The organism is Vibrio sp. 947 (assembly GCF_033339115.1).
In the GTDB taxonomy this organism is placed as follows: Bacteria; Pseudomonadota; Gammaproteobacteria; order Enterobacterales; family Vibrionaceae; genus Vibrio; species Vibrio alginolyticus.
In genome coordinates this window covers 89,799-101,457 of the sequence record NZ_JAWOTX010000017.1, presented here as the reverse complement: position 1 = coordinate 101,457, position 11,659 = coordinate 89,799, and the positions used below count along the sequence as shown (strand labels likewise).

General features: G+C 36.7%; 12 protein-coding genes. 8 read left to right on the top strand and 4 right to left on the bottom strand.

Features of this window, described 5'->3' with window-relative positions:
• Positions 1-850 precede the first annotated feature (850 nt).
• Together R7Q39_RS19960 and R7Q39_RS19955 are read left to right on the top strand one after the other, a co-directional pair.
• Positions 851-1,555, top strand: coding sequence for a hypothetical protein (locus R7Q39_RS19960; RefSeq protein ID WP_318076703.1), 705 nt, complete (start codon positions 851-853; stop codon positions 1,553-1,555).
• 125 nt (positions 1,556-1,680) lie between these two features.
• Positions 1,681-2,313 (top strand): SIR2 family NAD-dependent protein deacylase, encoded by a 633-nt coding sequence (locus tag R7Q39_RS19955; protein WP_318076702.1) that lies wholly within the window; start codon positions 1,681-1,683, stop codon positions 2,311-2,313.
• Between the two features lie 140 nt (positions 2,314-2,453).
• Here the strand turns inward: R7Q39_RS19955 and R7Q39_RS19950 are convergent, their stop codons facing one another.
• Positions 2,454-3,002 carry a hypothetical protein gene (locus tag R7Q39_RS19950; RefSeq protein ID WP_318076701.1) on the bottom strand — a complete coding sequence of 183 codons (549 nt, stop codon included), beginning with the start codon at positions 3,000-3,002 and terminating at the stop codon, positions 2,454-2,456.
• 116 nt (positions 3,003-3,118) lie between these two features.
• Here R7Q39_RS19950 and R7Q39_RS19945 point away from each other — a divergent pair, with 116 nt between their 5' ends.
• Positions 3,119-4,174: a hypothetical protein gene (locus R7Q39_RS19945; RefSeq protein ID WP_318076700.1), complete on the top strand. Its 1,056-nt coding sequence runs from the start codon at positions 3,119-3,121 to the stop codon at positions 4,172-4,174.
• Between the two features lie 32 nt (positions 4,175-4,206).
• Here the strand turns inward: R7Q39_RS19945 and R7Q39_RS19940 are convergent, their stop codons facing one another.
• On the bottom strand, positions 4,207-5,727 hold the full coding sequence (locus tag R7Q39_RS19940) for a ParB N-terminal domain-containing protein (RefSeq protein WP_318076699.1): 1,521 nt from the start codon (positions 5,725-5,727) through the stop codon (positions 4,207-4,209).
• Positions 5,728-5,738: 11 nt separating this feature from the next.
• Positions 5,739-6,956, bottom strand: a complete 1,218-nt coding sequence (locus tag R7Q39_RS19935) for a ParA family protein (RefSeq protein ID WP_045591848.1) — start codon at positions 6,954-6,956, stop codon at positions 5,739-5,741.
• Between the two features lie 693 nt (positions 6,957-7,649).
• Between R7Q39_RS19935 and R7Q39_RS19930 the strand changes: the two genes are divergently transcribed.
• The 3 genes from R7Q39_RS19930 to R7Q39_RS19920 all read left to right on the top strand — a co-directional run bounded on the left by R7Q39_RS19930 (position 7,650) and on the right by R7Q39_RS19920 (position 9,394).
• The gene (locus R7Q39_RS19930; RefSeq protein WP_318076698.1) at positions 7,650-8,558 is read left to right on the top strand and encodes a hypothetical protein; all 909 of its coding nucleotides are present in this window, start codon (positions 7,650-7,652) and stop codon (positions 8,556-8,558) included.
• Positions 8,559-8,573: 15 nt separating this feature from the next.
• A complete protein-coding gene (locus R7Q39_RS19925) occupies positions 8,574-8,768 on the top strand; it encodes a type II toxin-antitoxin system Phd/YefM family antitoxin (protein WP_318076697.1) in 195 nt (64 codons plus the stop codon).
• A 65-nt stretch (positions 8,769-8,833) separates the two neighbouring features.
• Positions 8,834-9,394 (top strand): NADAR family protein, encoded by a 561-nt coding sequence (locus tag R7Q39_RS19920; RefSeq protein WP_048516231.1) that lies wholly within the window; start codon positions 8,834-8,836, stop codon positions 9,392-9,394.
• 39 nt (positions 9,395-9,433) lie between these two features.
• On the opposite strand, the gene R7Q39_RS19915 is transcribed toward R7Q39_RS19920, so the two are convergent.
• Positions 9,434-9,967: an NUDIX domain-containing protein gene (locus R7Q39_RS19915; protein WP_020332299.1), complete on the bottom strand. Its 534-nt coding sequence runs from the start codon at positions 9,965-9,967 to the stop codon at positions 9,434-9,436.
• A 125-nt stretch (positions 9,968-10,092) separates the two neighbouring features.
• Between R7Q39_RS19915 and R7Q39_RS19910 the strand changes: the two genes are divergently transcribed.
• Both R7Q39_RS19910 and R7Q39_RS19905 read left to right on the top strand, forming a co-directional pair.
• Positions 10,093-10,629 carry a hypothetical protein gene (locus tag R7Q39_RS19910; protein ID WP_229624144.1) on the top strand — a complete coding sequence of 179 codons (537 nt, stop codon included), beginning with the start codon at positions 10,093-10,095 and terminating at the stop codon, positions 10,627-10,629.
• A 538-nt stretch (positions 10,630-11,167) separates the two neighbouring features.
• Positions 11,168-11,620, top strand: coding sequence for a hypothetical protein (locus tag R7Q39_RS19905; protein WP_318076696.1), 453 nt, complete (start codon positions 11,168-11,170; stop codon positions 11,618-11,620).
• Positions 11,621-11,659: the final 39 nt, after the last annotated feature.

Below are 11,659 nucleotides of genomic sequence, written 5' to 3'. Positions count from 1 at the left end.
ACTGCATAGTATCCGTATTCATCTTGGAAAAATTCCAAGTTAGGAACCTAACCGAGAAAATAGAGTTTCCTTTGGCAGATTCCAAGGCAACCCCTTCGACTGCATAGTATCCGTATTCATCTTGGAAAAATTCCAAGTTAGGAACCTAACCGAGAAAATAGAGTTTCCTTTGGCAAACAACCTGGCAAACCCTTCTGTTTTGGAACAATAAAGTCTGAACACTGCATAGAGAGTTTGTACACTAACTTAGTTTGGAATAATAAAGTCTGCACACTAATCCCTAACCGCTTATGTGCCAATGGTTCTGGCGAGGTGACAATCATTGATTTTTCCGCAAAAGGTTATCTGAGACAGCCTTCAAAACACATTTAGTGTACAAACTATATTGTACGAACCGCCCTATAAGAGCCAATTAGTGTGCAAACTTTATTGTGCAGTTACACCTTCGACTGAATTTTACCCGTATTCGTCTTGGAGAATTCCAAGTTAGGAACCTAACCGAGAAAATAGAGCTTTCTCTGGTAGGCACTACGGTAATCCCTTCGACAGCATAGTACCCGTATTTGTCTTGAAGATTTCCAGGTTAGGAACCTAACAGAGAAATTGGAGCTTGATCTGGTAGACGCTACGGCAAGACCTTCGACTGCATAGTACCCATATTCATCTTCAAGAATTCCGAGTTAGGAACCTAACCGATATAGCAGTATGCTATTGATTTGTTTCCAATAAGCAAGTAACAGATTAAACTATCTTAAATTGACACAGTATCTTAGTTGTTGTAGTTTGAGAGTTAGGGCAACACCTAGTCCTGACCCACCACAAAGGCAAAGCGTATGCATAGGGTAGTTCAATGAAAATTACTGATTGTTTTTTCCAGTCAGTAAGAGTGGTGCTTATTGGCATAAAATCGGAAATTACTATCATGAACCAACGCATCTATTTTTCTGTAAAAGAAGCAATCCAACTTAAAAATGACATCAAGACTTTAAATAATTTTGTATGCTCAGAATTCACCCTTAAAAAGAAAATCACTAAGATCTTAAATGAGTTTTCACAACAGTTTGGGTATACCTCATACTCACATTTAAAGAAGATTTCAGAGTCATGGAATGAGTCATCTTATGATAAATTTCTGAAAGATCTAGTTAGCGCGAGTGATGCAAAAAAACACTTCATTAATACATACCCTGAAATCACCAATAATCCAAGTGTATTTGAAAATGCCTACAGTTTGTGGCTTGTCCCGCCAGCGAAAAAAATTGAATACGATTTCAAACTTAATGAACTACATGAATTAATTAATCAATCAGAACTGAATGAGCATGTTTACAGCGGAGAAGATGAATTCCCAATTGAGTTTCTGATCCAAGCTAAAAATCGAAAGTTCAAAGAATTCAATTGTTGGGATAGTTTGACTGTTGTTAACGGTAATGGAGTCGTAAAGGAATACACTATCATTGAGCAATATTCTCACATCTACACCAATCAACAAGTATTGAGAGTAGGGGAGGGGATTTGGGTAGAAGTATCAAATGGAGCATTTAGAGTAAAGTAATCGAACTTGCCCCGCTTATGCGGGGCTTTCTTTTTGTAAATACTTGATTAAAAGTGAAACTATAATATCATTTCTTTAAATTAAAATTAAAATTAAAATTAAAATTAAAAATGAAATATATAGTCATGAAAAAAATTAGAGAAATTTTAAGAAAAACTGACAAGCTGATAATTTTAGCTGGAGCGGGGTTTTCTGCTGATAGCGGCTTACCAGTGTTTAGAACAAATAATGGGTTTTGGGATAACTACCCACAATTGAATGGCAAAGAGTTTACTCAGGTATCCTCGCCAGAGATGCTTTATGAGAACGAAGATCTCTTTCAAGGGTTTTATATCCATAGAAAAAATCTTTATGATTCAACTAATCCTCATATTGGATACAAAAAGCTTTTAGATTTTATTAATGAAAATAATATCGACTACTTTGTTTTAACAACAAATGTGGACGAACACTTTGAAAAAGCTGGCTATTCCAAGGATAAAATCTACGAGGTTCACGGTTCAATAAATCACTGGCAATGCGGAAAGTACAGTTGCGATTCACCAATTTTTCCCATTAATGAAAAAATTGAAGTGGATAATAACCTTGTTCCTGAACATAAAGTTTACTGTCCTAAATGTGAATCAATCGCTAGACCCAACATTCTTATGTTTGGAGATTTTGAATTTAAAAGTGATAGGACAGATATTCAGGCTAAGTTGTTCAACCAATGGTATTACAATATTTTTCGACATGATGATTTAAATGTATTCGAATAAACACAGACCCCGAAGAAATTAGCCTTATAAGAAGAAATAATATGATGCTTGAAACCAAAAGTAGTTTGGAGTTTATAAACGAACTATGTTTCTACAAACTTTGAGCATCAAACCCCAGCAGAATCGCTGGGGTTGTCTTTTTAGATATCAAAGGAAGCTTCCTTATTCTTTTCTTTTGAGATTGACAGGACTTTTTCTTTTGAAACAGTACCATGAACAATCCCTGACTTTTTGGTTATGGCGTTAGTAATTTCCTTTCCATGACCATTGTGGAATACTGTTCCTAGAGATTTCCAAAATCTAGCTGCATTGCCTGGTTGAATGTCCATAATCTCAAGATCTTTTCCAGTGGTTGCAACAATCGATTGAATTACTTTTGTTGCATACCCCTGTCTTCTCTCTTTGAAATTCTTTTCATTTTTGATAACGATATTAACCAAGCCATTTACATCAAAAAGCGTACCATCTTCGACAAATAATTCCACATGCCCAACTTCAGAAAGCCTTTGTGCTTCTACTTGATCAATACCTTCTTTCATTAAAGACTTGATTCTATGGTTATCCATAATGATGTATTTCAATCGGGTTTCATGACCGCGACTATTACCAGATCTTAAACCACCAGCAAGAGTGATATCATCATTTTGAGCACAAACAAAAAATCCGTACCTTTCAACTTCCATTTTCATTGTAGTTTTCTCTATTTTTTATTTTAATATTAATTATACGCAGCTTGAGGACTTGCTTCAATTCAAGTTCCTGCTTATGAATGATATAATTATTAAAATAACTAAGAGAATTTGAAATGATAACCACTTTTACAGCCACCCCAAAAAGATTCGACAAGTTTGACTTCAATAAAATAGGTACTGGTACTGGTTTAGCAAGGCACGGTTTTGGGTTTTATTTTGGAAGTCCTGATTTAGCCAAAGATTATCTATCAACATACAAAACATATGATGGTGCAGAGCCTACATACATGTATAAATCTAAAATAATCGAACCTGAAACCATACCGTATGAGGTTATAGAGGTAATTGAGTCGAAAGGATTTGATCAAGCAATTGACCACTTCTCTGGCATGTCTGAACATATAAAGTTTTTGAACGTACTAACTAATAATGGTAATGGCAAAGCATACTCTTGCCCTCATAGAGGTGTGCTGTATCAGGTCTCAATCCCACACATAGATATTTCTGATTTGAAGGACTGGAGTGAAACTCTGTATGAATCAGATGATCTAATAGATATCTATATCGACTTTTGTAACAAGCATGTAAACACACAAGATTTCGACCCCGAAACTTTGAAATATTTGGCTGATGCGGGTGTCTTTATAGATGAAGATACTGATTTTGAATCAATTATTGAGAACTTGCTTGATAAGGGGTTTGACGAGACTTATGACGTAGATCCTGATGATGACGGAATATATCCTTCTGCAACTTGCAGTACAGATCTAAAAGACATATGTATACACAGAGCTTTTGATGACTATGACTTCGATGATGGATTCCAAGAGGATTTCGATAACCTTAGTCAAAAATTTCATGCCGCGTTTCAGTCTTTAATCAAAAACACACCTGATTTTCACCATGAGGACTTCTCTTTGGGGGATATTCATTCAGCTTTAAATCACGCCATATCAAACCTTAATCCAGATCTTACAGAGATTGAATGTGCAAAAATGGCTAATGAATTTCTATGTAAGAATCTCAAAATATCTGGATATACAGCCGAAGCAATGTATGGAAAGCCTGGAGAAAAAGAGATTGTAATTATTGATCAGCAATTATTAGAGTCTGCCAAAATCGTAGAAGTGAACCCATATAATGATTTTGAGCTTGGTTATGATTACTAACAAAAGGGGGCTAAGCCCCCAATATCAGTTTTCTAGTCTTCTTCTTGCATTAGCTTATTGAGGTATTCTAACGTCTTTTCTTTAACTTCATCGCTAGCACCTTTGAAGCTAATCATTAACTCACCAGACTCTTTTTGAGTTGATCTGATGTACTTTTTTCTTTTCAAAGATCCCCAATGATAAACTGTTCGAGCTTTTTTGGGTGTAGGCACAACATTCTCAGGGGCTTCAATCTGACCATCAATACCAGATCTTCCCTTGTTATCATCTTGATAGCTGCTTAGACCATCTAGGATTGTTTTAAATGCACTTTCCAGCCTTTCCAGTGGTATGTGCTCAGATACGGTTTCTGGCGCATCATCAGTGGCTTCTATAGGTACTCTATGATTTTTAAGCTCAACAACAATTTCATCTAATATACCCAGATCATTGGCTTTGATATAGAGAGGGTAAGCTAAATGTGACACAAACCGTTCGGTGATTGCTTCTCTTGGTACATAAAGAAACATATCTTCCGAAATTTCAGATAATTGCTCAGCAAGCCCATCAAGTTTATCGATCACCGATTTTGCATATGGATCAGGAATAACGTTAAAGTTAACATCTGATAGATCGTTATCATCATCAACATGCTCTTCAAACACTCTAACTTCATTCTTTAAGTTCGCATCGAGAACATCAAGCATGTTTAACGCATTAAATTTCGTGTACAGAGGGTATAAGCTCTTATCGAAAAAATTGTATCTCAGAGTGATATCTGAAAAATTCTTGATAATTGAAAGTGGAATCTTTGTAAAAGACACCATTCTCTTTACTTTACTCGAACTATATTTTGAATCAATATTCGAAAACTCTTCGATACTCGCTTTAGGATTCTCAGTTTTATACTCATGAAGATCCGCAGCTATTGCAATACATTCCTCTAAGAACGAGTGCTCTTTAGTAGCCTTGAATGTTTCTCGAAGAAATTTTCTTTGAATGGCTGTTACATTACCCTTCAGAACAAAGACGTAATAATCTTTCTCTGCAATAATGCAGCTTCGTCTACGACGACTACCGTCAATAATCTCGACTACTTTACCACCATTACCATCATCGATTTCAACACCGATAGCTGGCAGGCTTTGACCAGACTCCTGAAGAGTACCTAAAATATCTTGTAAAGATAGAGAGTTAAGAAGTTCTTGAATACGGGCATTCGATCTCGTATTGACAACAGTTTTTGACTCAATTTCGTCGTACTTGTAAGTGCGAAGCTCCATTGGTCTTAATTCAGTTTCACCATAAAGTGGGCTAGTTAAATAAAACGTGCCAGATGAATTAACGTTGACCAAACCGCTAAAGCCAGACAGGTCTACCTCTAACTCTTTTGTCAGCTCGCCTAAAAACTGATTGATATCTACTCTATTTAACTCTTCAATGTGGGAGTTAATTGCTTGAGCCACCACTTTTACAGACTTACCTAACGCCTCAGCATTTGCCTGGTGGTTGAAGCTTCCTCCTGTAGAGGTAGCCTTCTTTTTTTTGCTTGGGGAAACGAAACGATCATTCATATCTCACCCTCCTAAAGAAACCTTTCAGAGACAACGTCGATGTAAGACTGATAAAGCCTATTCATGGAGTTCTGCGCCTCTCTAACGCTAGCTTTTCTTGTTTTGTATAGTTGGATTGGCTTGTAGTCCTCTGCCGATTGAGAGAACGCCACAGACTCCTGTATGATTTCTGGCAAACAATCAGAAACGCTTAGTATTGTGCTTACATTTTTCCAAACTACTTTATCAGCCTTTGTTGCTCTATTGATAATTGTTTTAATAGAGTTCAAACCCTTCCAATCTTCAGGCAGCATTTCCTTGAAAACATATTCAAGGTTAACAAGATGCTTCTCATAAGCTCTAAAGTCGATAGGTTTACCCGTAGCAGGCATTAGAAGGTCTGTAGCAGCGTACAGCGCATTCATTAAGAACATGTCTGGACTTGGACCCAAGTCGAATACAAACAGGTCAAAATCATCTTTAAGAGGCTCGATAATCATATCCCTAACATATGACATAGAGAATTGCTTACCTTCCTCAAGTAGCTTCGCTGATGAATAAAGCTGAAATGAAAGGTCAGTCAGAACAGAAGGGATTAGTTTTAGCGCAGGAACGCTAGTAGGAATAATGACATCCTCTAGTAATTCATTACGATAGAATTCACGCTTTTCTTTGCGTGTTTCTAGATCGTCATCCATCCAGTCTTGGAACTTGTCTACAAAAGAAATGTAGTTGTCATCCTTAGCGTCCACGGCTTCTTTCGAAAGAAATACTCTTTGAGTACCTTGAGGATCGAAATCGACTAGGCAAACACGCATGTTTCTAATAGGGTCTAAAGCAGCTTCAATAGCAACACCTTGGGCAGTTGTGCTTTTACCAACACCACCCTTAGCTGTTTGAACTACGACAACACTAGGGCTGATATTTTTCTCTTTCCTTATTTCCTTGAAAGACTTAACACCGCATCGCTTTACAAACTCAATCGCTTGAACCCTATCAAGCTGATATTGATTACTATTATTCTGATTGAAGATATAACCGTCCTCAATCATACCTTTTTTGACCTCTTCAAACTGAGCATCGCTGATATTTAAAGCGCCTACAAGTTGCTTTTTAGAGTAAAACTGCTCAATTAGCTCTTCTTTAACTTCTACTTTACCTGAAGTCATGCTCTTTACTTTACGGTGTTTTTCTAGAGCGGTGCGTTGACGCTTAAGCGCTTGTATATTCTCTGCACGAAGATTTGTCATGATATCCGCCTTCCCCAAGGTTAGTGATATTCGAAAAAATATATTCTGAACAGGATGATAGCACCAAACTCAATCAAATCAAGCGAGTTTGGTCAAAAATACCAAGTATGGTCATTTAGAGCGAGTATGGTCAAAGAAACCGAGTATGGTCATTTAGAGCGAGTATGGTCATTTAGGGCAAGCATGGTCAATTATCATCTCTTAATCGTTATAGGACACTTATTTTTCTGAACATCATATCTCTGTAAATCAACTAATGCGTAACACAGGTAAACCTGTGAGCAGGCGATTGGTTCACTATGTCTCATTGTATTTCAACGTGTCTCAAGCTGAAGTGTGTGCAAGATATATTCATTAAACTAATTAAAAAATAACCACCATACCGTTTTGTCATAAGTTCATCCGTGGTATCATATGAACATAGACGAAATAATTAAGAAACCAACCCATAACGCACCAGTAAACCGCAAGGTAAATGTATTAACTAAAATTTTACCTGTATAAAAATCAATGACTTACAGCTTAGTAGTGTGTTAATTGTTGCTTATGCAACTATGTCGCAAGCAAGTATGCCAAAAAAGATAAAAATAAACTTTACTTTTGTCTTTATCTAGGTATAATCTAACGAACTGAGCAGAATAACAAATAAATAAAAGTTCAAATTAATTGGCTGTAATAGAGGAAACAATCAGAATGCAAATCAGAGGTTTAGAGGCGAACGTATCCCAAGAAATACTCGCTCAAGATGTAAGATTAGATAGCCTAATTGCGAAAGCGGAGGAAATGGCTAATGGTGTTAAATATCTTTACGTAAAGAGAAGTAAAAACTACGGTTCGTTTGTCGTTACTCTTAGCACAAAGACAACTAAGACTTTCCGTTTTGACTGCCTTGATTCACTAAGCGAATCATACGCTGATGCAAAATTTACGATTTTCGAAGATCGCGGTCAAAACACTAAAGCGGTAACAAAGAAGCGTTCACAAGGTGGCATCTACATGCGAGCTATTGAGCGTAAGAACAAAATCTCAACCGAAGTTAAGATTGTTATGTCGTTTGCTGACAACTCTGGTAAAAGCGCTTTTCTTGGCACTTTCGATTCAGAAAAAATCAGTGTTGAAATTGTTGATGCATGGGCTAAAACTGTAAAACAAGCAGCGGCAAACGGTACAGTGACTTATCAAGAAGTGAAAGATTCGTTTAACTACATTAAGAAAAACTACGTTAATGCTACTCTTGTTGACTTTCTAACACTGAGCCGTGGTTGGTTCGATATGGAACTGAAAGCTAAAAACGTTACTGGCGTTTTTGCACCAGCACCAGTGGTACGCGCAAAAGGAAGTCGAGTTCTACCAGACAACACTTCATTTCAGTCGCGTCATGGTCGTGGTAACATCATCGTTTCAAAAGATGGTCATCGTATGACCTTATCTTTTCGAGATACACCAATTAAAACAGTTGAAACTAAAGCAGTTCAGTGGCTTAATGAAAACATCACATCACTGAATTCAATGACTGATTCAAACAAACAAAAACTTAAAGAAAACTGGAACGCCTTTTTAAATCGTTGTCAGACTTGCAAGCCTCAGAACATGAATCATTAATATAGGAAATAAATAATGTTGGAAGTAGAGATAGAAAGTAAAGATTTTGAGTCAAACTTAGATTCTGTTCTTGAACGAGTATCTTCGACGGGAAAAACAGCAGTTTTAAAAATGAATAATGAACCCGTTGCCTACATTATGGATATCCATACGTATAACGAAACAAAAGCGCTTATAGCTGATCCTATTCCTCAAACAGCCAATCAGTAAAAGCAAAAACACCGTTACATATCGGGCATTAGCCCGATTTTTAATATTTAAAAGTGGAATAAAAAATGTTAATTACAGAAAACTTTGTGTTCTTTTATGATAAGTCAGAGGTTTACTCTCAGCAGAGTAAGCATGGATTTACATACAAAGGATTTAAATTCAAGTCAGCAGAGCATTGGATGATGTTTCACAAGGCTAGAATTATGATTTTGGGCGCAAGCTCAACCATGAAAGATGTATTCGAATTTATGCGTATGCATCCGAAATGCCTGTTCAGAAAAATCCTTGATGCCAAGACACCACAAGCAGCTAAAATGCTTGGTCGAGATGTTAAGCCATACTCAGAAGAAGTGTGGAAAGAAAACCGTGAAGATGTTGTATTCTACGGTAATGTATTAAAATTCCAGCAAAACAAGGTGTGTAGTGAGTCAATGGCTACAGTAGGAACAAAGCAATTTGTTGAAGCTGCAAAAAATGACTTAAACTGGGGCGTAGGTTTAGATGAAAAGAACCCTAAGATTTTGAATCCAAAAAATTGGGTAGGTCTAAACCTTCTAGGTAAACAACTGGATAGGGTAAACCAAGTGCTATTTATCAACCCAGTATCAGTCGAGATCCCATACTAATTAAAAGCCCTACATAGCGATATGTGGGGCTTTCTAATATCAGGCATATTTCTCCATCAATTTCTTGATTTCGATGTCTACAGCAGGAGCTAGAGAGGTATTTTCTAAGAAGCTATCTACCCCTTTACCTGACTCATGATTTACGCATTGTAGGAAGATAAGACCTGAAATCTCAAAACCAAAATGCGGAGCATCAAGAAGGTTTTTATACATCAATCTTTTTTCTTCTTCTGTAATCTCATAAGTAAAGAAATGCGCATTTAGATCATCTTTAACTTGATGTGTACAAAGCAATTCTAGCTTGGATTCGTCAATACTAAAATTAAGCTCTTCACGAACCTCTCTAACTGCGCCATGTTTTAGAGATTCACCCTCTTCAACTAAACCCCCTGGAAAACCGAACCTTGAATCCCAGCGTAGGTTTAAGGCTACTTGCAAGATCTCTTTATTTCTAGCTTCTACAGGCAAAGATTCAAAACCACGCCATGCTTCCGATTTGAAGTGAAAGCCAACAAATGCTGCATTACGCTTTCCAAGCGAACCAGGAATGTGCTCAATTACTTTTCTTTTCATTATTTATTTACCATTCAAAAAACCGTACTAAGATACATGAATGTCAATCATTTTAAAAGCTAAAATTTGTTTGACTATGACTCTAATATATGTATAATTTAAAACAATCAATTAAGGAAAAAATAATGCATCACATCATTGCAATGGGCTTGGGAGATCACAAATCCTTCCTTGTAAAATCAGATCTGATTAACGATTTCTTTGCTGAGGTCTCTGACCATATTGGGTATAACATCGCCTTCCCTGAGATTATCCCTGCAACAGAGCTTCCAGAAACTATCAATCTGACTAATGGTGATGTGTTAGTTCGATGCGCCGACGAATATAGCGCTGAAATTGCCTTTGGTTTGCTGCGCAAAGCAAAACTATCAAATGGATATCTTTATAAAAAGGAAGATTTATTTGATGAGTATGGTGATATTAAAAACGGCAGTTTTGATCTCTATGCTTATGACGCTAACTCAAAAGAACAGGTAAAATTCTTAGAAAGCATCCTAGATGAAGAACTAACACTACTGAATGATGAAGTAATGTCATTCATCAAAAGTGAAGTAAGTAAGAATGACTTCCATGAAGATTCAGACATCATGAAATTGTATCGCGGTGGTTTAAAAGCAAGTCGATCAAGAGGTAACTATGTTGCAACAATCGAATACCGTTAATAAAGACGATAAGTGACTTCCTCTTTTGCGCTTTATCGAATCAATCCAAAGAGGGGATCTTTAAATCTACAGGGGTATGCTCAATTAGCGCCACCATTAGATGTCTAGAAAGCGCAATCAAAGATGAAAAAACAGCTCTTGTTGTTTTAGATGAGCCAGACGTGGGTTTGTCTGACTATTGCTCTCCAGCTTTAGGTGAACATATCGAACAAAAGCTGAATGGCTTTTCAGACAATAAAATGATGATTTTGACATTCTCCACTCCCTCGCTTCGCGCCCACTGCGTGGGTAAGAAAGGGGATTCATTGTTATTTGATTAACAATGGCTGACTTCTCACAAAGCCAGTTGATTCCTGCTTACAGAACTCTTTCTAGTAACATCAGGAATGCCATTAGCGATGTTAAACCGAAAACAAAGCAATCGATGATTTAATTGTTTTCTAGTTGTTTAGAATCATTGTTAGTGACAGATTTCTCTTGTATTATTTTGGTCAAATAAATACCAATCAAGAATAATTAAAAGATGAATTTGTACATTTTGACTGAAGAAGTAAAAAGGGATGTAGTCGCTAAGGAAGTATACTGGGATAATTGGGGAACAATTACAGATTACTCATTGTCTGGGGCATATATAAAAAAACCTGAGCTTTTAAAGCCTGGTCATCAAATGGAACAATACAAGTTATCTATTGATGCTGAAAGTACCGTATATGCTCTTGTATTGAGATATTCAGAGATTGACTCATTTGGAAGTAATAGCGGAAAAGGCGAGCTTATCTGGACTTATACAAGTAAGAGTATTGCAGAAAAAGCTATGCTGGCGTTTCAAGAACAAGTAAGCGCTCATAAGCAAAAACGACCTATTAAGGTAAAAATTCCCATTGAGCTTGATAACAAAGAAGTCATATTAAAAGAACTGCAAAACCCCGCATCAAACGGCGGTGATCATTTTGATAGAATCGATGTCATTGAAGTTCCTATTATCCAATAATCTCCAACAGAAAAGGGTTTGATAGTTGTATCAAACCCT

Excerpts from the sequence above, each read along its gene's own strand:
- R7Q39_RS19950 (WP_318076701.1), bottom strand. The coding sequence starts at position 3,002 with ATGAAAATGGAAGTTGAAAGGTACGGATTTTTTGTTTGTGCTCAAAAT.
- R7Q39_RS19930 (WP_318076698.1), top strand. The coding sequence starts at position 7,650 with ATGCAAATCAGAGGTTTAGAGGCGAACGTATCCCAAGAAATACTCGCT.
- R7Q39_RS19955 (WP_318076702.1), top strand. The coding sequence starts at position 1,681 with ATGAAAAAAATTAGAGAAATTTTAAGAAAAACTGACAAGCTGATAATT.
- R7Q39_RS19960 (WP_318076703.1), top strand. The coding sequence starts at position 851 with ATGAAAATTACTGATTGTTTTTTCCAGTCAGTAAGAGTGGTGCTTATT.
- R7Q39_RS19940 (WP_318076699.1), bottom strand. The coding sequence starts at position 5,727 with ATGAATGATCGTTTCGTTTCCCCAAGCAAAAAAAAGAAGGCTACCTCT.
- R7Q39_RS19910 (WP_229624144.1), top strand. The coding sequence starts at position 10,093 with ATGCATCACATCATTGCAATGGGCTTGGGAGATCACAAATCCTTCCTT.
- R7Q39_RS19925 (WP_318076697.1), top strand. The coding sequence starts at position 8,574 with ATGTTGGAAGTAGAGATAGAAAGTAAAGATTTTGAGTCAAACTTAGAT.
- R7Q39_RS19920 (WP_048516231.1), top strand. The coding sequence starts at position 8,834 with ATGTTAATTACAGAAAACTTTGTGTTCTTTTATGATAAGTCAGAGGTT.
- R7Q39_RS19935 (WP_045591848.1), bottom strand. The coding sequence starts at position 6,956 with ATGACAAATCTTCGTGCAGAGAATATACAAGCGCTTAAGCGTCAACGC.
- R7Q39_RS19915 (WP_020332299.1), bottom strand. The coding sequence starts at position 9,967 with ATGAAAAGAAAAGTAATTGAGCACATTCCTGGTTCGCTTGGAAAGCGT.
- R7Q39_RS19945 (WP_318076700.1), top strand. The coding sequence starts at position 3,119 with ATGATAACCACTTTTACAGCCACCCCAAAAAGATTCGACAAGTTTGAC.